Annotated in this window: 22 protein-coding genes; 11 read left to right on the forward strand and 11 right to left on the reverse strand. The window is 60.4% G+C overall.

Annotation, left to right across the window (positions count from 1 at the left end; all coding sequences use genetic code 11):
• Window positions 1-86: 86 nt before the first annotated feature.
• Window positions 87-1,442: a BGTF surface domain-containing protein gene (locus AV929_RS18890; protein WP_225308140.1), complete on the reverse strand. Its 1,356-nt coding sequence runs from the start codon at window positions 1,440-1,442 to the stop codon at window positions 87-89.
• Window positions 1,443-1,790: 348 nt separating this feature from the next.
• On the opposite strand from AV929_RS18890, the gene AV929_RS18895 reads away from it, so the two are divergent.
• Together AV929_RS18895 and AV929_RS21550 are read left to right on the forward strand one after the other, a co-directional pair.
• Entirely contained in the window at window positions 1,791-2,069 is a 279-nt protein-coding gene (locus tag AV929_RS18895) for a PRC-barrel domain-containing protein (protein ID WP_050006946.1), read from the forward strand.
• A 355-nt stretch (window positions 2,070-2,424) separates the two neighbouring features.
• A complete protein-coding gene (locus AV929_RS21550; RefSeq protein ID WP_023843008.1) occupies window positions 2,425-2,604 on the forward strand; it encodes a hypothetical protein in 180 nt (59 codons plus the stop codon).
• A gap of 58 nt (window positions 2,605-2,662) precedes the next feature.
• Here the strand turns inward: AV929_RS21550 and AV929_RS18900 are convergent, their stop codons facing one another.
• A complete protein-coding gene (locus AV929_RS18900) occupies window positions 2,663-3,157 on the reverse strand; it encodes a hypothetical protein (RefSeq protein ID WP_079980861.1) in 495 nt (164 codons plus the stop codon).
• A gap of 128 nt (window positions 3,158-3,285) precedes the next feature.
• Here AV929_RS18900 and AV929_RS18905 point away from each other — a divergent pair, with 128 nt between their 5' ends.
• The 4 genes from AV929_RS18905 (at window position 3,286) to AV929_RS21555 (ending at window position 6,336) form a co-directional block, all read left to right on the forward strand.
• Entirely contained in the window at window positions 3,286-3,753 is a 468-nt protein-coding gene (locus AV929_RS18905) for a metal-dependent transcriptional regulator (protein WP_014031227.1), read from the forward strand.
• A gap of 263 nt (window positions 3,754-4,016) precedes the next feature.
• Window positions 4,017-5,081 carry a DUF2249 domain-containing protein gene (locus AV929_RS18910; protein ID WP_064289002.1) on the forward strand — a complete coding sequence of 355 codons (1,065 nt, stop codon included), beginning with the start codon at window positions 4,017-4,019 and terminating at the stop codon, window positions 5,079-5,081.
• 76 nt (window positions 5,082-5,157) lie between these two features.
• Window positions 5,158-5,868 (forward strand): iron-sulfur cluster repair di-iron protein, encoded by a 711-nt coding sequence (gene ric / locus AV929_RS18915; protein ID WP_064289003.1) that lies wholly within the window; start codon window positions 5,158-5,160, stop codon window positions 5,866-5,868.
• A gap of 213 nt (window positions 5,869-6,081) precedes the next feature.
• Window positions 6,082-6,336 carry a hypothetical protein gene (locus AV929_RS21555; protein ID WP_225306823.1) on the forward strand — a complete coding sequence of 85 codons (255 nt, stop codon included), beginning with the start codon at window positions 6,082-6,084 and terminating at the stop codon, window positions 6,334-6,336.
• 73 nt (window positions 6,337-6,409) lie between these two features.
• Here AV929_RS21555 and AV929_RS18920 read toward each other — a convergent pair whose 3' ends face one another.
• On the reverse strand, window positions 6,410-7,000 hold the full coding sequence (locus AV929_RS18920; RefSeq protein ID WP_008312200.1) for a TetR/AcrR family transcriptional regulator: 591 nt from the start codon (window positions 6,998-7,000) through the stop codon (window positions 6,410-6,412).
• Between the two features lie 177 nt (window positions 7,001-7,177).
• Between AV929_RS18920 and AV929_RS18925 the strand changes: the two genes are divergently transcribed.
• The 3 genes from AV929_RS18925 to AV929_RS18935 all read left to right on the forward strand — a co-directional run bounded on the left by AV929_RS18925 (window position 7,178) and on the right by AV929_RS18935 (window position 9,988).
• A complete protein-coding gene (locus AV929_RS18925) occupies window positions 7,178-7,777 on the forward strand; it encodes a TetR/AcrR family transcriptional regulator (RefSeq protein WP_064289004.1) in 600 nt (199 codons plus the stop codon).
• Window positions 7,777-9,246, forward strand: coding sequence for an MATE family efflux transporter (locus AV929_RS18930; protein WP_014031232.1), 1,470 nt, complete (start codon window positions 7,777-7,779; stop codon window positions 9,244-9,246). Before AV929_RS18925 ends, AV929_RS18930 begins: the two co-directional genes overlap by 1 nt.
• Before the next feature lie 73 nt (window positions 9,247-9,319).
• Window positions 9,320-9,988, forward strand: a complete 669-nt coding sequence (locus AV929_RS18935) for a class I SAM-dependent methyltransferase (protein ID WP_196220009.1) — start codon at window positions 9,320-9,322, stop codon at window positions 9,986-9,988.
• 11 nt (window positions 9,989-9,999) lie between these two features.
• Here the strand turns inward: AV929_RS18935 and AV929_RS18940 are convergent, their stop codons facing one another.
• The 3 genes from AV929_RS18940 to AV929_RS18950 form a co-directional block, all read right to left on the reverse strand.
• On the reverse strand, window positions 10,000-10,671 hold the full coding sequence (locus tag AV929_RS18940) for an AIM24 family protein (RefSeq protein WP_064289005.1): 672 nt from the start codon (window positions 10,669-10,671) through the stop codon (window positions 10,000-10,002).
• 140 nt (window positions 10,672-10,811) lie between these two features.
• Complete coding sequence (gene ppk1 / locus AV929_RS18945) at window positions 10,812-13,325, reverse strand: polyphosphate kinase 1 (RefSeq protein WP_064289006.1); 2,514 nt, start codon at window positions 13,323-13,325, stop codon at window positions 10,812-10,814.
• Between the two features lie 4 nt (window positions 13,326-13,329).
• Window positions 13,330-14,040, reverse strand: coding sequence for a metallophosphoesterase family protein (locus AV929_RS18950; protein ID WP_007190584.1), 711 nt, complete (start codon window positions 14,038-14,040; stop codon window positions 13,330-13,332).
• A gap of 192 nt (window positions 14,041-14,232) precedes the next feature.
• Between AV929_RS18950 and AV929_RS18955 the strand changes: the two genes are divergently transcribed.
• Complete coding sequence (locus tag AV929_RS18955) at window positions 14,233-14,871, forward strand: DUF3267 domain-containing protein (RefSeq protein WP_064289007.1); 639 nt, start codon at window positions 14,233-14,235, stop codon at window positions 14,869-14,871.
• Between the two features lie 114 nt (window positions 14,872-14,985).
• Here AV929_RS18955 and AV929_RS18960 read toward each other — a convergent pair whose 3' ends face one another.
• Window positions 14,986-15,231 carry a hypothetical protein gene (locus AV929_RS18960; protein WP_064289008.1) on the reverse strand — a complete coding sequence of 82 codons (246 nt, stop codon included), beginning with the start codon at window positions 15,229-15,231 and terminating at the stop codon, window positions 14,986-14,988.
• Between the two features lie 106 nt (window positions 15,232-15,337).
• The gene (locus AV929_RS18965; protein WP_064289009.1) at window positions 15,338-16,183 is read right to left on the reverse strand and encodes a DUF726 domain-containing protein; all 846 of its coding nucleotides are present in this window, start codon (window positions 16,181-16,183) and stop codon (window positions 15,338-15,340) included.
• 133 nt (window positions 16,184-16,316) lie between these two features.
• Between AV929_RS18965 and AV929_RS18970 the strand changes: the two genes are divergently transcribed.
• Entirely contained in the window at window positions 16,317-16,919 is a 603-nt protein-coding gene (locus AV929_RS18970; RefSeq protein ID WP_064289010.1) for a bifunctional 2-polyprenyl-6-hydroxyphenol methylase/3-demethylubiquinol 3-O-methyltransferase UbiG, read from the forward strand.
• A 103-nt stretch (window positions 16,920-17,022) separates the two neighbouring features.
• On the opposite strand, the gene AV929_RS18975 is transcribed toward AV929_RS18970, so the two are convergent.
• The 3 genes from AV929_RS18975 to AV929_RS18985 form a co-directional block, all read right to left on the reverse strand.
• Window positions 17,023-17,424 carry a PIN domain-containing protein gene (locus AV929_RS18975; protein WP_008312181.1) on the reverse strand — a complete coding sequence of 134 codons (402 nt, stop codon included), beginning with the start codon at window positions 17,422-17,424 and terminating at the stop codon, window positions 17,023-17,025.
• Between the two features lie 3 nt (window positions 17,425-17,427).
• Entirely contained in the window at window positions 17,428-17,694 is a 267-nt protein-coding gene (locus AV929_RS18980; protein ID WP_014031241.1) for a hypothetical protein, read from the reverse strand.
• Between the two features lie 227 nt (window positions 17,695-17,921).
• Window positions 17,922-19,628 carry a cbb3-type cytochrome c oxidase subunit I gene (locus tag AV929_RS18985; RefSeq protein WP_064289011.1) on the reverse strand — a complete coding sequence of 569 codons (1,707 nt, stop codon included), beginning with the start codon at window positions 19,626-19,628 and terminating at the stop codon, window positions 17,922-17,924.
• Window positions 19,629-19,931: the final 303 nt, after the last annotated feature.

Raw genomic sequence — 19,931 nt, forward strand, 5'->3', positions numbered from 1 at the left:
ATAGGGACGATCACCCTGATAGAAAAGCCGACTTGCTGTGCCCCGATACTGCTTCGAAAAGCGGCCTGCGGACGTCAGGCGAAGCGTCAGTTCATAAGAGACCGCAGGCAGATCCCCACACCAGCGATGGCGAGGATGCCACCGACGGCGAGAGCGCCGGTACCGATTCCGAAATCACCGTCCTGTGACTGCCCTGGGGCCGGCGTTTCGCCGGTAACTGAATCGACGCTGTCGGAGGACGCATCCGCAGACGAGTTGGTGCCATCAGTGATCAGTAGCGTGCCGACCGCATCGGGTTCGTCGGCCGCCTCGGTCCCGCGAAACAGCGACAATTCATAGCTCGCCGCGGCGAGTTGCGAATCGAGGGCGACCTCCGAACCGGACTCGACTGCGACGGCGTCGGCGTCCGCCGCGGTTTCGAGGGTGGGTTCGTCGTGGCCGGCCGCCGTGGTGTCGAACAGGAGGACGACACGATCATCGCCGTTCCCGTCGCGGACGGTCGCATTGATCTCGTAGTTGGTGGCCGGGCTCCCGATAGAGACAGTGGCCGCATCAGCGGTTGCGAGGACGATTGGAATCCGGCCAGTGTCGCCCTGTTGAGCCCGGGTCACCGACTCCTCGAAGCCGAATTCGGCAGTCTCCTCGACCTCGAACTCCTCGTTTGCCGTCTCGTTTGCTTCGATAACGAGCGTCCCGACAGTCGGCGAATCGTCGGTCGTGCCGTCGAACACGCGGTAGGTGTACGCGGCGGGGGCAAGCGTCGACGGGAGTTCCGGCTCTGTCGCAGTCACGGTGAGCGAGTCGCCGTCGTCCGCGACACTGAGGGTCTCCGCGTCGGTGCCGGCAGCCGCGGTGTCGAAGAGGACCAGCACCTCACCGTCCTCGTCGTCGTCGCTGACAGTCGCGTTGATCTGATAATTGACTGCCTCGCTGCCGACGGAGAGCGTTTTGTTCCCGCCATCAGTCATCGAGACCGGAATTTCAGCGGTTTCTCCCTGAGAGACCGTGACGACGTTTTCGTCCTCGTCAGTCTCTGTCGGAGTCTGGATATCCGGTACTGGGTCAGTACAGTTGCTGTCGCACTCAGCGACGGTTCCAGTACGTTCAAACAGCGTGTCACCGTCGACATGAGCGGATAGTTCGTAGGACGTGTTCGCCGGCACCGCGGACATGTCGAACTGGGCGACGAACGTCCCATTGGGCTGCACGCTGACCTGTCTTTGCTGAAGGAATGGGTTCGACGCATCAGCTGACTGGATTCTGACCGTCATCTCCGTCCCGGATTCCAGCGTGGTCTCCCCGGTGATCACCTGCTGTTCGTCTGAGTGCAGTGGAAAACTGTCCTCTGAGACCGTGGCCTGCTGCTCCGCAGCGGCCAGCCCCGGAGCCGTCGCCGTTGCGGCGATAAGCACCGCGGCCAGCGCCACCGACCGAACCCTCACAGAACCACCTCCCGCAGAGCGGGCAACTGTGCGTATATTTGCGGGCGATACTGCAGACAGTACTGGACTGCAGATGGAGGGCAATTCACTGGCATACGATTAGCAGTTACGGTGGGACTGAAAAACCGTCTGCGATAGCTTAAAACCACGTTGAACTCGGCAGTACTAATCAGCTTGGAGGGCCGGCGAGGGCGCTCTGCTGCAAACGGTCATCTCTGTTATGCCGTTTCGGCGTCGGCGATGTTCATGCCATCAACATATTCAGTCGTTTTGCAATAAGAGACGACAGGGCGTGGGAAGTTGGGGGAGATCAGTATTTTTATGGTAATTTCGGGATGAGTGACTAGTATGCGAACGGTCCTCGCAAACCAGCTCTCCAACGTCCGGGTCGTGAGTACCGATGGCCGCGAAGTCGGCACACTGCAAAACATTACGCTCGATACAGCTACGGGAGAACTTCAGACAATTGTCATCAACAGCGAAGTGCAGGAGATATTCGGCGTTGAGCGGGATTCCGACGGCGACATTCGATTGCCGGCGTCCCTCATCGAATCGAAGCGGGATCACCTGACCATTCAGCCGCCGACAGAACAAAGTGTCGGCGGCGGCGATACTGTGGACTCGTAGGCGACCCGTCGGCTGTTCAAACGGGCCGAAACGAATGCGGTTGGTAGTTGAGTGTATCCGATTGTCGCTGGCTGATGGGGACGAGCGGCGACGGTTACAAGGTGCATTTTGCGAGTTTAGAACGCCCGTTCTGTAGTTCAAAAGCGTGCTTCCGTCGGCGTCAGTCGACAATACGAGGGCTCCGCCCCAGTCGGCGGGACCCGAATCACCATCAAGAGGGTATCCCCGACCAGCCACAGCTATAGTAGCCGTTGGAAATCGTTTCAATTGTTACTACAATTCGGTAGCGGTCTGTCAATGCAGACACGAACAGGTTCGGACGAATGCTCTTTTTTACAAATAGCTGAAAGGGTCTATGGAAGTACTATCGCCTGCACAGAACTATCCCGGCGTTGTCCTCGGTGTCCTCTGTGCTGGTGTCGGAGCCGTGTTGCAGGGCGTCGAAAGTAGCGTTCTATGGGGTCTTATCGGGTACTTTGTGGGCAAATCGATACAGAGTACGCTGTGGACGATTACCGGCGAACGGACCTCGTGACCCGAAGACAGTCGGCGCGAGATGCCGACTCGGCCGTGGTGGCGGTCCGTAAAGCCGACTACCCGTTTCGCTTGAAGCTGGCGGCAACCATTGCGGTCAAGACGGCGAGGACGAGCAGTTTGACAGCGACAAGGTGCCCAATCGGTGAAGCGAGCAGCGCTAGAGCGGACAACCCGATGAGGCCGGCAGTCTGGTAGACGCCGGTCACGAATACGACCGAGATAACGACGGGGAGGTGGCGGCGGAACGCGTGTGCCTGTGGTTTCAGCGCCTCACCGGCGTCGGGTCGGGACCGTACTGTCGGCAAGACGACGAAGTTGTGCCACATCGCGCCGCCGAACCACAGCGAGAACGCGCCGACGTGAGCGAGCCGGACCCCCCAGTCCACGAGTGTCGTCCCCGTTTCCACCCAAGCGAATCCAGTAAGCGAAACGAGGCTGGCGAGGAGCAGCGTGGACCGAACCGACACCGCCCGGCGAGTCGGCGAGCCGTCAGCAATACGTCTGATACCGAGCAACGAGATCGCCCCGTTTTCACCTTCTCCCGTACCCATGAGCAACCCAGTTTTAGGCACACCTAATCAAAACCCTGGGGCCGGAGATGTTCGGTCGATTTCGTACCCGAGACAGAGCGAAGGGGTTCGGGACTACACTTTCCGCAATAGCTGAGAGACCAAGAGATATGTCCTCAGAATCGCAAACAGGGTCCGCTTCGTCGCTCACGCCGTCGGTTTCCGATATCGAGCGGAGCGCAGGCCGATATCTCTTCGCCGTCTCTGTCCTCTCGGAATCTCCCACAGAGCGGGTTTCGACCGGGGAACTGCAGGAGTTCTTGAACGTGACCCCGGCCAGCGTCACGGAGATGGTGTCGAAACTCGACGAGCGGGGACTGGTGGACTACGAAAAATATCAGGGAGTGACGCTCACGGATCGCGGGGACGCTCTCGTGACGGAGGTTGGGTGGCGTTTCTGCGTCGTTTCCACCTTCTTCGAATCGGTGTTAGATACGACCCTCGACGAACAGACGGCGTTCGATATCGGCTTCCTCCTCCCGAAAAACGGTGTGTTTCGTCTCCGAAGTCATGTGGGTGGAGCCTGTCTGGGCCACTGTCCAGAGGCAGGCGGCGACGGCGAGCAGTGCGTTCCATAGACGGGGAGTGGTGTCAGCACCCGCTATCGAATCTCTCGCCGATTCGGAACCGCCCGTTCCACGTCGTCAAACAAGTCAGCGGAAGACCGTGACGGCGAACGTATTAGCGAGCGGATCCGCGGCCCGTTCTCAGTCTCGAAATGGGTACGACAGTGACGGGATACCCTGACTGGGCACCGTGCAATCGGTGGAGCGATCGGGATGCTGCCGAACCCCTTCGGGACAGGTGACATCAGTCCACTCGTGTACCATCCAGTATAGAGATGCCAAGAGAGATTCAGTTGCGAGACCAGTCGGAAGGACAACGCCGTGAACAGCTCTTCGACGTACTGTCGGGAGCCGAGATCGGTGATACCATCGAAGTCGTGGCCGACAGGGATATCGACCCCCAGCTGGTGCGCTACCAGCTGGAACAAGGCCGGTCGCTGGAGTGGGAATACGCACATCCCGACGCAGAGCCGCGAGAGCTGCAGGTGACCGTCGGCGAACCGCTCGGGGACGAGTCGCACCCCACAATCGACGTCCGTGACCTGAAGCCACAACGACGACACGAGGCGCTTCTGGATATCTTCGACGGTCTGGCGGCGGGTGACGGGTTCGTCCTCGTCAACGACCACGACCCCAAGCCGCTGTATCACGAGCTCAAATCGATGCATGGGGAGGTAATCGAGTGGGACTACGCGAGTCAGGGCGGCGGTGAATGGCGGGTCGAGATCGTCAAGACCAGCGATTCCGAGACCACCGGTGAAGACATCGTTACGCGGTACGACGTCCGCGAAATCCCCAAACAGGAGCGGCATCCGACGATCCATCACCGATACGGAATGATACCCGAGGGCGGGACGATGGAACTCATCGCCCCACACGAGCCGCGGCCCCTGCAACGGGAGTTCAGACAGCGGTACGGCGACGCGTTCGCCTGGGAGGTCGTCGAATCTGAGCCCGGCCGCTGCCGCGTCCAGATCACGAAAACTGAGAGTACAGGGGAGTCCGGTGAATCGGATACCGCTGCAGATGACGTGTCGGAAGCCCCATCTGACGACGAGTCAGTCGAGATTACCGACGAACTCGATGTCAGAGATCTCCCGCCGGCACAGCGACACGAGCAGATCTTCGAGGCGTACGCCGAACTGGACACCGGGAGCGGATTCGTGCTGGTGAACGACCACGACCCCAAGCCGCTGTACCACCAGTTCGAGGCCGAGGCGGGCCCGGAGTTCCGCTGGACCTACCGCCAGCAGGACCCCGGTGAGTTCAGAGTCCTGATCGGAAAGGCCGAGACGACCGTCGACGAGTCAGCCGACGAAGAGACGGAGGTCCCGTTCTGACCATGGACTACGGACCCAAACGCCGAGAACAGGGGAACAGAGCACTCCCTACAACGAACGCAAGTAACAGCTCCCAATGACTGAACCAATCGATCCGGACCGACCGCTCGGCGCACTCGTCAGAGAGAACCCGGCGTTCGCTCGCGTCTTCGAAGCAGTCGGGCTCGATTTCTGCTGTGGCGGTGACCAGATGCTCCGGACAGCCTGTACCGAAGCGGACCTCGATCTCGATGCCGTCCGGGAGCAACTGGACGAGGCGCGTCGAAAAAGGGAGGAGCGCGGGGACGAATGGGAATCGATGACTGCCCTCATCGAACACGTCGTCGACAGCCACCATCAGTACCTCCGCGAGGAGCTGCCAGCCCTGGAACAACTCGCTGAGAAAGTTCGGAGCGTCCACGCGGAAGAGCATCCAGAGCTGGCGGACATCGAGCGGGAAGTCCTCGAACTGGCCGAGGAGATGAGTCAGCACACGACAGAGGAGGAACAGGACGTGTTCCCCGTCATCGAGAAGCTCGACAGCAGAGACGAACTCACAGGCGAGGAAAGAGCGCGTCTGGACGAGGCGATCGCGGACCTCGAATCGGACCACGAAGCGACGGCCGAGCACCTCGAACGGATCGCAGAGCTGAGCGACGGGTACGCGGTTCCGGACGACGCCTGTCCGAGCTATCAGAGCCTGCTCGAACGACTCGAAACACTGGAACAGGACACACATATGCACGTCCACAAGGAGAACAACGTCCTGTTCCCGCAGGTCGAATCACGGCTTGCGGGCCAAGTCTGACGGTCAAAAGGCCGATTGGCAGCCTTTAGAGTCCTGCTCATCTCCACCCAGGATTTGTCAACTAATCATTCCGAGGTGTCGAACACGTTCGTGCAAAGCATTTTCGTGTACCTGGTCGCAGTCGGGCCTGAATGTGTTTAGGTAAGCCTAAAAATGGAGGACAGACACAGCCCAGAACCCGCCCTCAGCCGTCACAGAGGAGGTGCAGTGTTCGTGATACGTGACCATATTCGGCATCTCCGTCACGTCATCGACGAACAGTCGCTGTCCATACGAGGCGTGATAACACTCGGAGCGTTGCTCTCGCTCCCGATATTCGGAACTGGTGTCCGCACCCTGGGCAGTTCCCTCGGCCTCGGTCGACTCGTCGTTCCGTTGCTAGTCCTCGCGCATGTGCCGGCCGTTATCGCGCTAATCGCCCTCTGGTCGATAGGCTGTGACGTCTGTGGAACCGAGGCTTCAAGGTAACGATAGCCGGTGTCGTCAGGACTCTGTGATGCAGACACACGGCGACTGAGCGGTGGCGGTACAAGGTGGCTGGTTACCGTAACATCGCGTCGGCGTACTCACTCGCCGTCTGTCGGGCTGTTTCGAGTTCCTCGGTGTCATCCAGCATCACGGCGCGGGTCCGGGCACCGTCGATGATCGTCAGCAGCGAACGGGTAACGTGATCCGCGTCGACGTCGCTGAACACACCCTCGTCGATCCCGTGATTGATGACCGCCTTGAGCATGTACCGAATGTACTCGTCGTTCTGTCGGAACCGGTCGCTGAACGCCTCCTTGTACGGTGCTTGACTCCGCATCTCTAACAGGGCGACCGAGAGATCGGGGTTTTCCTGGGGTTTGACGAGCAGTTCATCGAGCAAGATTTCCAGTCTGGCTTCGGGGTCCGTCGTCTCGACGTCGTGAATCGAATCGACGAACCGCTCCAGCAGATAATCGAGAAAGGCCGCAAGAAGGTCGTCTTTCGTGTCGTAGTAGTAATGCACTGCAGCCGTCGATTTGCCGTACTCGTCCGCGATCCGTTTTATCGTGAGATCGGCGTACCCGTGCTCGCGCAGCGCCCGGTAGGTCGCCTGCATTATCTCCTCGGTCTGGTCCGAGAAGGTGCGGTCCGATGGTCCAGCCATTGAGTAACGGTTTCACCTACGGTTGGATAACCGTTGTGACCCACATAACATTGAGTACATAAATTATTAGTTAGTAAGTTTTATCCGCCAGAATAGACGTAATCAATGCCAATCGATCACTTTGTGGATTTCAAAGCGTTTTTGACTAACTAGTTAGTAAGTTCCGTCACAGCCGCCATGGATGACGATACAGCTACCGAAATTCTCGACGCGACGTTCCGCGCCCTCTGCCAGCACGGGTACGCCGCGCTCACGGTCAAAGACATCGCTGCCGAGGCAGACCGGAGCAAAGCGTCTATTCACTACTACTACGACAGCAAAGAGAACCTCTTTACCGAGTTTCTGGACTTCTTGTACGAACGATACACTGCAAAGATAACGGGCGTCGACGGGAGTACACCGCGGGAAGAACTCGATTCGCTGTTGGACACCGTTCTCACTGATGGGCGACAGACGCCCGGTCAGGAGTTCAGAACGGCAATACTCGAAATAAAGGCACAGGCCCCGTACAACGACGCCTTCCGGACACAGCTGGCCAGGTTCGATGCCGTGCTCTTCGACCGGCTGCGGGAAATCATCGCGGCCGGCGTCGAAACCGGGGAGTTCGATAGCAGGGTCGAGCCGGCCGTCGCAGCGGAGTTTCTCGTGACGGCGATTACAGGTGCCCATACCCGACACGTCGCCACAGACCGTTCGATAGACAGATTCAAAGAGACGATTACGCGATACGCTGAGACCCATCTCCTGACGGACACGCCAGCGGAGGCGACCCGCTGATGGGGATTCGAAGTCGCGTTAGTGCGCTGTTCAAGGGGCCCGAGGAGTTCGACCTCACGTCGGGTGGCATCGGGAAGCCGCTGTTTTTCCTCTCGATGCCGATCGTCATCACGAATCTCTTCCAGACCGCGTATAACCTCGCGGACACGTTCTGGCTCGGCCAGTACAGCACGGACGCGCTGGCTGCAATCAGCTTCGCGTTCCCGATGGTGTTCCTCCTCATCTCGCTCGGGATGGGGATATCCGTCGCCGGCAGCGTCCTCGTCGCGCAGTTTACCGGCGCGGGCGAGGAGCGCGACGCCGAGTACGCCGCCTCACAGACGGTCACGTTCGCCGTCATCGTCTCGTTCGTTCTCGGCATCGCGGGCTATCTCGGCGTCGATACGTTTCTGAGCCTGATGGGCGCGTCCGAAGACGTCCTCCCCATGGCGACTAGTTACATGGAGGTCATCTCACTCGGCCTGCTGTTCATGTTCGGCTTCTTCGTCTTCGTCGCGCTCATGCGGGGCTACGGCGACACGATAACGCCGATGCTCGTCATGTTCGGCTCAGTTGTGCTCAACATCATCATCGACCCGTTCCTGATATTTGGCTGGACAGTCGTCGAGAACGCGCCGCTCGTGGGAACTGTCTCGTTCCCCGAACTCGGCATCGAAGGGGCCGCCATCGCAACCGTCTTTTCCCGGGCGCTGGCGCTGGTCGTCGGGCTGGCGATCATGTTCCGGGGGAACCGCGGCGTCCAGATTCACCTCCGCGATATGGCACCGGACCTCTCGTATCTCCGCCGTCTCGTTCGCATTGGCCTACCCGCCTCCGTCGAGGGGACGGGGCGTGCGCTGTCGATGAACCTGCTGTTGGTCATCGTCGCGATGTTCCCGGACACGGTCGTCGCCGCCTACGGCATCGGAACGCGCGTGTTCTCGGTCGTCTTCCTGCCGGCTATCGCGGTCGCTCGCGGCGTCGAGACGATGACCGGCCAGAACATGGGGGCCGACAAACCGGATCGGGCAGCGAAAGCGGCCGGCCTCGCGGCGACGGTGCTGTTCGGCGTGCTCACCCTGGCTGGCGTTCTCGTCTGGTTCACCGCCGCACCGATAGCCGACCTGTTCACGACGGACCCCGAGGTCGTCGAAATCACGACGCAGTTCCTCCGCTACGTCGCGCTATCCTTCGGGTTTATCGGCATCATGCGGGCCTACACCGGGAGCTTCCGCGGTGCCGGGAAGACGCTCACCGCCGCGGCCATCTCCGTGCTGATGCTCGGAATCATCCGCTTCCCGATTGCGTGGTTCGCCGCTGTGCCGCTCGGCGAGACCGGCATCTGGCTGTCGTTCGCCGTCTCGAACGTCGCAGGGGCGCTCATCGCCTACGGCTGGTATCGACGCGGGACGTGGCGAGACAGCAACCTCACCGAAGCCAAGGTCGATATCGACGAAGCGGGCGTCGAGATGTCGGCTGACGGAGACTGACAGCAGGGTGCGAGCGCGTGTGACACCCTTCGAGTGAACCAATGCTTTCAGGGGAGCCGCCGTTACTGCTGCTATGCCCGCAGAACCGAACGCCAGTCAGGAGCCCGCGTCGCCGCTGTTTGCAGCTATCTACGATCCGGCTACGGCACTCGTTGAGCGGACGCTCTTACGGCCACATCGTGAGTACCTGGTGGCGAATCTGGATGGCACAGTGCTGGACCTCGGCGCTGGAACCGGCGCGATGTTTCCGTATTTCAACAGCGTTGCGAACGCGTCGACGGAGGTTCACGCTATCGAGCCAGACCCGCATATGCGGCGTCAGGCAGAGGAGAAGGCAAACGCGCAGGCCACGCCGATTCATATCGAGTCGGCACCGGCGGAAGCTCTCCCGTACGACGAGGACACGTTCGACGTCGTCATCGCCTCCATGGTTTTCTGTACGATTCCAGAGGTCGAGTCCGCGATAAGTGAAATCGTCCGCGTACTCAAACCCGGCGGCGAACTGCGTTTCTTCGAGCACGTCATCGACGACGGGTGGCGCGCCCGGGTACAGTCAGCCCTCGCACCGCTCTGGAGGCGTCTCGCCGGCGGTTGCCACCTCACCCGACAGACGGGGACGCAGCTCGTCGCTGAACAGTCGTTCGACGTCGTCGAAATCAAGCGGCTCAATCTCGGCGTGACACCGGTTCGCCCGTTCGTTCGGGGACGGCTCCGCAAGCGCTCGGTGTCTCCGGCGGAGTAACTCTGCGGCGATTAACCCTGGCTCTGGGTGACAGACCCCTCCTCGTTCGGCTGAATGACGACGAACCCCTCATCGCCGGTAAACTCCATCTGTATCGATTCCCCGGAGGTCTGGCCGATTTCAAACGTCTTGTTCATCTCGATAGACGGCGAGAGGTTCGAACTCCACGCGACGGTCGCATCCGGGTCGGTGAAGACCGGCGGCGTCATCACCAGCGGGTCGCCGTGCGTTGTCAGCGCGACTTCACCGGGACCGGTGAGAAAGACGTTCGTCAGGCCACCGGCGGCCATGCCGGAGAGGCTGCCGACGGTGTTGATTTCGTAGTCGACAGTTGACTCGAACGCGAGCACGTCAGTGCCGTTGACCGATATCGATTCTCCGTCATCGAGGGTCAGCACCTGTACCTTCTTGCCGTTCTCGGCCACGTAGAGGTGGCCGCTTCCTTCGGCTTCCATGACCGGCGTCCCTTCGCCGCTCACGGCCTCCTTGACGAAGCCCGTGATACCGCCTTCCGCCGAGGACTTGCCAGTGAACGTGACCTCGCCGGTGTACGCGACCATCGACCCGGCTTTGACCATCACAGTCCCATCGAGTGGGATGTCAAGTAGCCTGTTGTTCTCTTTCTGGAACCCATCGCCACCGTCTGCGGGGGCGTTGGAGCGGACGAATTCCTGTAAGTCCATAGTTACATCGGGACACTCGATAGGCCATGCTCATAGGCCTCGTGAAGGATTAAAACGCATTTTGTGTGAAGCGGTCCCATATTGATGGGCAACGCAGTTACTGAGCCGAAAAGAAACTGAGAAATAGTATAGCCGAATAGCTATTCCGTATCGCTATACAGTCGTTCGAGGAGATCAGTGACGCCAGCTTTGGTTTTGAGGTAGCGCCGCTCTCCATCGGGTGTTCGAACAGCGTAGTTGTACACGACGCTGTCCGGGACGTACCACCGGTCGCTGTATGTGGCCAGAACTTCGTCAGGGTTTCCACCGTCCGTGACTTCAAAAGGTTCGTCAGTTGTATCGGCATCAGAAACCGTACACTCACCCTCGGATTCAGTCAGTGGTTTCGACTCGGCACCTGTCTCAGTTGGCTGTTCAGTGCCATCACCTGTGATACAGAGGTCACCGGCTATCGGATAGTCACCGGGGATACCTGTAATGAGGTCCTCAGAGCGACCGGCTTTTAGCGCTTCTCGCATCAGGATGTCCTGTGCGCTGATCACGCGCTCGCCGTCGTCCGGATACCGCTGGTGGTACTCGCCGTCGCTGTCCATCTCCCAGAGCTTGCGGTTGTCCGAGAGGAGGAGGTCGAGGGTGAAACGGAGTTGGCGCTGGATTTTGGGGCTTGTCACGGGTGTGACTGCTTCGACCCGGTAATCAAGGTTGCGGGTCATCCAGTCGGCGCTACCGATGTAGTACTCGGGGTCGCCCCAGTCGTCTTCGGTAGCGGGGTCGCCCCGTGCGCCGTTCTCGAAGTAGAAGATACGGGAATGCTCTAGAAAGCGGCCGACGAGCGAGTACACCGAGATGTTTTCGCTGATGCCTTCCAGTCCGGGTCGGAGGCGGCAGATATCGCGGACGATGAGGTCGATGTCGACGCCTGCCATCGATGCGCGGTACAGTTCGGCGACGATACCGGGGTCTTCGAGTCCGTTGATTTTTGCGACAATACGGGCAGGCCGACCGGCCTGTGCGTGCTGTGCTTCCCGACGGATGCACCGGGTGAACTCCTTGCGCATGGTCACCGGTGCGATGAGGAGTTCGCGGAACTCCTCGTCCAGCGACGGCCCGGTGAAGAAATTGAACACCTTGGTCAGGTCGCGGCCGATGTCACGGTCGGCGGTCAACAGTCCGAGGTCGACGTATCCCTTCGCCGTCTCGGAGTGATAGTTCCCCGTGCCGATGTGGGAGTACAGTTCGACGCCGTCGTCTTCCTCCCGAACGACCAGCGCCGTCTTCGTGTGGGTCTTCAGCCCCACCGTTCCGTAGGCGACGTGGATACCGTTTTCCTCCAGTTTGCGAACCCATTCGAGGTTGTTCTGCTCGTCGAAGCGGGCCTTCAGTTCGACCATCACCGCCACCTGTTTCCCGTTTTCAGCGGCCGTTATCAGCGACTGGATGATCTGTGAGTCGCTTGCGGTCCGGTAGATAGCTGCTTTCACCGCCAGAACGTCCGGGTCTTCGGCTGCTGCTGAGAGAAACCGCTGGACGGTGTCCGTGAAGTCGTGGTACGGGTGATGCAGCAATATGTCTCCGTCTTGAATGCGCCGGAAGACACTCGGATCCGTCGTATCCGGCCTCCCAAACGACTGCTGTCGGTGACCGTTGAGACGGGGGTGTGGCTGTGGCGTCCACTCATCCAGCGAGAGGTCCGGTCGGTCAAGGTCGGTCAACTCCGCGAAATCCCGGTAATCCAGCGGACCCGGGAGGTCGTATATCTCGCGCTCATCGAGACCGAGCTGTGTCGCGAGCGTCGAGCGAATACGGGAGTCGGCGTCGGGGGAGAGTTCCATTCTGACGACCGACGCGAATCGCCGCTGTTCGAGGACGTCTTCGACCATGTCAATGAGGTCCTCGGCAATCTCCTGATTACGTCGGACCTCCGCGTTGCGGGTCAGTCGGAACAGGGCCGTGTCGACGATTTCGACGTTCGGTAACAGTAGATCAAGGTTCGCACGGATGACCTCCTCAAGCAGTACGTATCGAGTATCGTCCCCGAGTTGGACCAACCGCGGCCTGTTCGGCGGAATCTTGATTCGGGTGAACGTCGGGTCCTCGGCGTTCGGATGCCGGGTGAGTACAGCGAGCGAGAGCGACCGGTTAGAAATAAACGGGAACGGATGTGCCGGGTCGAACGAAAGCGGTGTCAGGGTCGGCAACACAGACTCCTCAAAGTAGGTTCGCAGTTCAGACTGTTCCGCGGCAGCAGCGTCGTCGTAGTCGAGAATCTCGATACCTTCCGCAGCAAGCGCGGGACGAATCGCGTCGCGGTAACAGCGGGCCTGCGTCGCTAGCATCGGCCGCAGGGTCTCGTGGACCGCCGCCAACTGCTCCTCGGGCGTTCGACCGTCTGGGGCCGTCTCGGTCACGTCGGCTTCTATCTGCTGTTTGAGGCCGCCGATGCGTTTCATCGTGAATTCGTCGAGATTGCGAGTGACGATAGCGAGGAACCGGACCCGTTCCAACAGCGGATTCCGTTGGTCCAGCGCCTCGTGGAGCACGCGCCGCTGGAACGCGAGCGCACTCAATTCACGGTTGAGATACAGCGACGGGTCGGTCAGGTCGACATCCGCTGGCTCGTACGCGGGGATGGCGGGTTCTGAATCGCGGTCCATCGGCTTACGTTGATGTCGGCGGGGCGCGCTCCGGGTCGACGATGCTATCGGACGACCGGGCTTCGTGGGTCGTCTCCGGGTCCACCGTGACGAACTCCTGCGTCGAGCACTGGTACGCCGTCAACTGCCCGCCGTAGACGCACCCGGTGTCTAGACCAACCGCAGTAGGTGTCTCGAATGGCTCGGAAAGCACCGTGTGACCGAAGAAGACGCGAGGGTCAGCACGGCGCGTTTCGAACCAGTACGGGCGGTCGTAGCTTCCGTCCGGAACAAGTGAGCGCATGTTCAGCAGTTCAGTCAGTTCGTGTTCCGCGATTGACTTGCGGTGGTCGACGCCACCGTGGACGACCAGCGAATCGTCCCACGAGATTGCCACCGGGAGCGACGCCATCCACGAGAGGTCGTCGTCGGTCAACGACGGAATCGATTTGCGGCCGTCGATGAGTTTCTGCTCGTTGTTGCCACGGACGGTGAGGAAGTTCGGCGTGTGCCGGACCATGTCGACGACACCAGCGCTGTCCGGACCTTTTCGGACGAGGTCACCAACGAAGACCACGAGTTCGTCCGGGGTGGGGTCTAACCGGTTCAGGAGGCGTTCGAGGGTCGGACGACACCCGTGGACGTCGCCGACAACGTAGATTTCCTCCCATCTGTGACCGCGGATTCGCTGGTGTGGTGCGCCGAGGTCCGGATGAAACGTCGGTGGTGAAGCCATCTATGTAAGGTCGTTTGTGAAACATCGGTGAATCTGGTATAGGTGCTTTATATGAGTTCTATATAGCTGTATGAGAGCGAATATATGCTCGCCGCCTGCTGTCGAACCAACCGGCGGTGACTGGTTGCTTCTCAGTTACAACAGGGCGGAAGTGACATCCTGATTTTTCAGTCCTCCGGCTGAATCACGGGTATGCCGACAAGCGATTACACCCCCGCCGACACGTTGCGCCCTGCAACGCCGGCGGGCTATCAGTCACCCCGGCCGTTTCGATACCCGCCGCTGGTGATACTCGGTCTCGTGAGTGTGCTGGTACCGGTCGCTGCGGTGGTGTTCGGCGGCATACTCTGGTACGCCCAGGGAACCGCGCTCGACGCCGTTTTTTCGGTCGACGAAACCGCCACAGGCATCACGCTCACGCTCACGTCCGGACTGGTCGCGGTCACATGCGTCGGCACGATTGTCGCAGTTACTGTGCTCCATGAACTAGTTCACGGGCTCGCCTATCGATGGTTCGGCTACGATGTTGCCTACGGCGTGGCCCCACAGCTCGGCGCGTTTTATGTGGCAACGTTTCATCAGTTTCAGGAGCGAACTCACAATATTATCGTCGGCATCGCGCCGCTCGTTGTACTCGACGCGTTGCTTCTCCCCGTGTTGTTCGTTCCACTCCCGCTTCTCGCGTTCGCAGCCTTCCTCGCCCTGCTGTTCAATACAGCGGGAGCGGCCGGCGACCTCTACTCAGTTGCAACGCTACTCAGAACGCCCGCGGGGTCACTCACGTATGACAGCGATATTCGCCATTCGTATGTTTTCTATCCTGAAGCGTAACCACGGTTTATCTGGACCAGCAACACTGTGACAGCGCACTCAAGCGCGTCGTCATTGGTGGACACTTCCCCCGAGACTCCAGTCCAACAGTTCAGCGAGTTCGAGGGTTGTGAGTCACCCCTCGACAGCGTCTCTGGTACGTTCGGCGTCCAGCCCGAACAGCAATCCGGCGAGAAACAGCAGTTCGTTGCCGTGATAGTACTGTTCCACGACAAAATTGATGAGGCCGATATCCGGAGTGGTCGCGCCCAACAGCACTAAAACGAGCGCGAGAACGGCAGCGAGTCCAGCGACCCATCGGATGACGATACCGGAGAGCAGTCCCACCACGAAGACGACAACAGCAGTGAAGAGACTCATGTCTCGCTCCAGCGTGTAACAGCCGTTGGTCTGACAGTGGCTTCCATAGGATGAACAACACTTCCGCCATATTTAGTTCTACTAGCAGCAGGAAAATAGAGCTACGTCACTCGATCCCGGCAACCACACGCGGCAAACAGCCCGCATCCGGTTCGAAGTACGAGTAGTGGTCGGCAACGAGGTCAGTGACGTTCACCTCTTGGTAGCCGTCGGGAAGCGGCCCCGCGTCACGGGTTCCAGCGTGGCCCACGGCGTGGGTCCGGTCCGATGCCCGGTAGACCCACGAGAGGACCTTGTCGTTGTGGCTGTAGAAGTTGGATACCGGAGCGTCAACAGTCCCGATAGCGTCGCCGTATCGGCCACCCTGCACCACGCTATCGTAGGGGATAGCGCCGCCAAGCAGTGATACCGAGGCAAGCGCATCCGTCGCCCCCCGCGCAGCTAACGCGCAAAGTGTCTCACCGGTCACTCGCGCGCCAAGCGAATGTGCAAGCAAATGGACGGGCCGCCCGTCGGTTTCGGCCCACTCGACTAGCCACTGAGCGAGGTGAGAACTGTTCGACTCGGCGTTGGCCTTCGCCTGCTCCCACTCGACATCGGAGTCCCAGCTGTACGCGACGACCGGTGTGGGCCGTGTCCCATCGAGCGCTACCTGCGCCGTATAGGCGTTGTCGCGCGCCCTCTCGGCGTCGGTACTGAATCCGTGGACGAACAGGAACACCTCCGACGCGTCGTCGAACGACCACGTGCCACCAGTCTCGAAGGCTGGCCCCTCCGCCGCGTCGAGGAGCCCGCGCGTAGTGACGACCGGCTGTGAGTCCGGCGCAGTGTATCCGCCCGAGTCGCCCTGCAGCGACCAGTACACGTAGGCACCGCCACCCCCGAGCAGACCGAGGCCGCTTCCGAGGCCAATGAGCAGCCGCCGTCTGGTCACACCCGTTTGACTGTCCATGACTGTAGCTTGTGGGTAGGTCACAGGTGTGCCGATAAGTCAGTTGAGATTGTCGCGTCCAGAAACGGGACGCAACGAAAGAGCTGTGTCTCAGCCCACAGGCTTCATGTCTCGGCGGGCGGTTATCGGAGCCATGACGACCTGGGACGAGCGATACCGAGCGGGCACGTACCCACAGCGCCCGGACCCACATCGGGTGTTAGAACGATACCTGCCGACCTTCCCACCGGGGCGAGCGCTTGATATCGCAACCGGGACGGGCCGGAACGCCCTTCCGGTCGCAGCGGCCGGGTACAGCGTCGATGCGGTCGACCAATCGCGAGCGGGGCTGCACATTGCCCGCGAGAACGCACGCGAAGTGGGCGTCGAAGACGATATCGAGTGGATACAGGCGGACCTCGACTCGTTCGGATACCCGGCGTCGACGTACGACGTCATTACGGTTAGCTTCTATCGCCCCGTCGACCGCCTCCCCGACATTATCGAGGCGCTGGCCGACGGCGGCTGTCTGTTCATCCAGCACCACCTCCGGACGACCGACGACGTGGACGGCGGCCCCTCCGGGGAGCGGTACCGGTTCGCCTCGAACGAACTGCTCAGGGCCGGACTCGGCCTGACGGTGTTGCACTACGACGAGCGCACTGCAACAAGGGACGGGACGACCGCAGCCACCGCCCAACTGGTCGCCAGGAAGTCACAGGGCGGTCGGCAGTCGTATCCGGACATCTCGGAGTAGGGTAGCAGACGGAGACAGGGTGTCAGACAACTCGTCACAGGCTATTGATTTCAGGCAGTGTAGACTGAACAAGCTGCACAGTCGGTCTGCGTATCTACCATCTTCACTCAGAGGGCGCAGGTTCCAACGATGTGCGGTCGAGGCCGACAGTGTCGTAGTCCTGCTCGGTCGAAAGGACTCGCTCTTCGCCGGTTGTGACGAGTCCAGCGTGGAGTGCATCGAATGGGGTGAGATCGTACTCGTCGAGGAACGCTGCGGCGGCTAGAACCGCGTCCTCGTGCTCTTCCGGCACGATTGGAACCAGTTCGAGCAGGTTGGTAATTGCCCGCGGCGCATCGATCTCGTACTCGGCCGCCTCACGGTCGTAGAACAGCACCAGAACCTCGGCGTACGCGAGTATCGAGGTATGTATGTCATCGTGCTCTTCGAGGGCGCGGACTGCGGCGTCCTGAAGCCAGTCGTCGTCCTTCAACAGTGCGGTGAGAAAGTCAGTTTCAACGTACACGACTTACGCCTCGCCATCCTGTGTCCGATCTTTCGCTTCCTCTTGAACCTCTCGTGATATCGCCTTCCGCGATTCAGTTTTCAGCTTGTCGGCCTCTGTCTCTGCAAAAGCATCGCCAACGGCCGCTCGGAGGCCCTCTAGCGGGTCCTCGTCAACTGGGAAGAGTGCGACGTGGCTCGGGAGTTCAACGATACGATACTGGTCACCGAACCGGTCGCGGACATCCTTCGGGAGGTAGATCCGTCCTCGTTCGTCTGTCGTCTTCGACATGACGTATTCAGCCTTAGTGTGGGAAGAATAAAAAATATTCCCGTAAATATAGTAGATTTCCCGCCCATATTGAGTCGTCCAGTCCGACCAATTTTCAAGCTCATTTACTGCTTGAGTTGTATTGACCGTCTCAAAGTGGGTGTGATAACGGTTCTATACCACTCTAGAGGTGACCGTAGAACAACCAAGAAGGGTACCGCGAACGGGAAACCAGAAGAACTCGGAGATCAATCCCCGGTCGGTTCTTCGCCGCCGTCGGCCAGCGCCGGGAGCCGCTCACGCTCGAACCACGCGAACTCCCGCGGGAACTGGTCCGTCGCCGCCAGGTCCCAGGGGTCGCCGTCCGTGACCAGTGGGCCCTCCAGCCACGAGGTTACGAGGTTCCAGACGAAGATGAGCTGGCCGATGACCAGCAGGACGACACCCAGCGTCGCCAGCTGGTGCAGGAGCGTAAACAGGTCCACCGGGCCAGCGGTCAGAGCGTACGTGGCGTACCGGCGGGGCATTCCGGCGTAGCCGAGCAGGACCATCGGGAAGAAGGTGACGTTGGTCCCGAGAAGCGTCAGCCAGAAGTGCCACTTCGCCAGCGAGCGCTGGTACCACCGACCTGTGTAGAGCGGGAACCAGTAGTAGATGCCCGCAAAGACAGCGAAGGCGATCCCGCCCATGATGACGTAGTGGAAGTGAGCGACGACGTGGTAGGTGTCGTGTAAGATGAGATCAACGGGGATGGCGGCCTCGAACACGCCGGTGACGCCGCCGATGATGAAGTTCCCGACGAACCCGACACAGAAAAGGAACGGCGCGGTCGTCCGCAACGCGCCGTTCCACATGGTCGCCATCCAGTTGAAGGTCTTCACCGCGCTCGGGATGGCGATGGCGATAGAGACCGCCATGAACGAGGCCCGTAGTCGAGGGTCCATACCCGTCGCGAACATGTGATGCGCCCAGACGCCAAAGGAGAGAACTCCGAGCGCCAGCGTCGAGTAGACGACGAACTTGAATCCGAACAGCTTCCGGCCACAGAACTTCGGCAGGATGTAGCTCACGAGTCCCATCGGCGGCAGGACGAGGATGTACACCTCGGGGTGGCCGAAGAACCAGAACAGGTGCTGCCACAGCAGCGGGCCGCCGCCGTCGAGCGTGAAGAACGTCGTCCCGAGATTGCGGTCAAGCAGGAGCATGACAAGCGCACTGCCCAGCAAGGGGAAGGCAAACAGGATCTGTGCGGACTGCACCAGGACAGTCCAGGAGAAGATATCGAGGGTGGCCCATGTCACGTCCTCGCTCCGCTCGGTGAAGATAGTCGCGATGAAGTTGATCGCCCCCATCGTCGCCGCGACGCCCGAGAGGTGGAGGCCGAGCAGCATCAGGTCCACGCCGGGGTTCTGCTGTTCGATCGACAGCGGCGTGTACATCGTCCAGGCGGTCTGTGCCGGTTCGATGTTTTCGAGGAACGGCCCGCCGAGGACGCCACCCCAGATGAGCAGCGCCGCCGGCGGCAACAACCAGAACGCGATGGCGTTGATTCGCGGAAACGCCATGTCGTCGGCCCCGATGAGCAGCGGGATCAGGTAGTTCGAGAACGCCGCCAAAATGGGCGTCCCAAACAGGAACAGCATCGTGATGCCGTGGGTCGTCAGGAGGCCGTTGTAGGCACTGGCGCTGAGGAAGTCCTCAGCGGGGTACATCAGTTCGAACCGCATCAGAACGACGGCGATACCGCCCCACGCGAACGCGACGACGGCGAACACGCCGTAGAGAATCCCGATATCCTTGTGGTCGACCGTCGTCAGCCACCGGAGAATCCCGCTCGGCTTCTCCGCGTGGGTGCGTTCGTGCGCCCCGTGGCCGCCACCGATCGCAATCGTATACGACCGCCAGTCTTCGATCCGTGCGAGTATCCCAGCGATACCGACGAGCAGTATCGCCATCAGTACTGTCGTCGCCAATGCGCCTACAGACACCATTTGGAGGGTCTTTATACGGACTGCCCGTGGTTCTTATCGGGAAGATGTTCGGAGACAGTTTATATGCATCCAGAGTACGAAGCGGCGCGTCTACAGACGAAGCGGTTCGGGACCGAGGTTTTCCGTCGTGCGGTCGGAACTCCTCGCGATGCACCCACAGCACCGAAACCGACAGCGAGCGAGTGTGCGCACTGGCCGGCGTTCGAGCCAGTCCGCATCGACCAGCCGCGACTTCGGCCCTGTAGTTCTTCGAGACCGCAGTGACGA

This window comes from Haloarcula sp. K1, assembly GCF_001647155.1.
Taxonomy (GTDB): Archaea; Halobacteriota; Halobacteria; order Halobacteriales; family Haloarculaceae; genus Haloarcula; species Haloarcula hispanica.

Excerpts from the sequence above, each read along its gene's own strand:
- AV929_RS18920 (WP_008312200.1), bottom strand. The coding sequence starts at position 7,000 with ATGGCTGGACCATCGGACCGCACCTTCTCGGACCAGACCGAGGAGATA.
- AV929_RS18925 (WP_064289004.1), top strand. The coding sequence starts at position 7,178 with ATGGATGACGATACAGCTACCGAAATTCTCGACGCGACGTTCCGCGCC.
- AV929_RS21550 (WP_023843008.1), top strand. The coding sequence starts at position 2,425 with ATGGAAGTACTATCGCCTGCACAGAACTATCCCGGCGTTGTCCTCGGT.
- AV929_RS18940 (WP_064289005.1), bottom strand. The coding sequence starts at position 10,671 with ATGGACTTACAGGAATTCGTCCGCTCCAACGCCCCCGCAGACGGTGGC.
- AV929_RS18950 (WP_007190584.1), bottom strand. The coding sequence starts at position 14,040 with ATGGCTTCACCACCGACGTTTCATCCGGACCTCGGCGCACCACACCAG.
- ric (WP_064289003.1), top strand. The coding sequence starts at position 5,158 with ATGACTGAACCAATCGATCCGGACCGACCGCTCGGCGCACTCGTCAGA.
- AV929_RS18970 (WP_064289010.1), top strand. The coding sequence starts at position 16,317 with ATGACGACCTGGGACGAGCGATACCGAGCGGGCACGTACCCACAGCGC.
- AV929_RS18980 (WP_014031241.1), bottom strand. The coding sequence starts at position 17,694 with ATGTCGAAGACGACAGACGAACGAGGACGGATCTACCTCCCGAAGGAT.
- AV929_RS18900 (WP_079980861.1), bottom strand. The coding sequence starts at position 3,157 with ATGGGTACGGGAGAAGGTGAAAACGGGGCGATCTCGTTGCTCGGTATC.
- AV929_RS18960 (WP_064289008.1), bottom strand. The coding sequence starts at position 15,231 with ATGAGTCTCTTCACTGCTGTTGTCGTCTTCGTGGTGGGACTGCTCTCC.
- AV929_RS18910 (WP_064289002.1), top strand. The coding sequence starts at position 4,017 with ATGCCAAGAGAGATTCAGTTGCGAGACCAGTCGGAAGGACAACGCCGT.
- AV929_RS18965 (WP_064289009.1), bottom strand. The coding sequence starts at position 16,183 with ATGGACAGTCAAACGGGTGTGACCAGACGGCGGCTGCTCATTGGCCTC.
- AV929_RS18895 (WP_050006946.1), top strand. The coding sequence starts at position 1,791 with ATGCGAACGGTCCTCGCAAACCAGCTCTCCAACGTCCGGGTCGTGAGT.
- ppk1 (WP_064289006.1), bottom strand. The coding sequence starts at position 13,325 with ATGGACCGCGATTCAGAACCCGCCATCCCCGCGTACGAGCCAGCGGAT.
- AV929_RS18955 (WP_064289007.1), top strand. The coding sequence starts at position 14,233 with ATGCCGACAAGCGATTACACCCCCGCCGACACGTTGCGCCCTGCAACG.
- AV929_RS18985 (WP_064289011.1), bottom strand. The coding sequence starts at position 19,628 with ATGGCGATACTGCTCGTCGGTATCGCTGGGATACTCGCACGGATCGAA.
- AV929_RS18905 (WP_014031227.1), top strand. The coding sequence starts at position 3,286 with ATGTCCTCAGAATCGCAAACAGGGTCCGCTTCGTCGCTCACGCCGTCG.
- AV929_RS18935 (WP_196220009.1), top strand. The coding sequence starts at position 9,320 with ATGCCCGCAGAACCGAACGCCAGTCAGGAGCCCGCGTCGCCGCTGTTT.
- AV929_RS18930 (WP_014031232.1), top strand. The coding sequence starts at position 7,777 with ATGGGGATTCGAAGTCGCGTTAGTGCGCTGTTCAAGGGGCCCGAGGAG.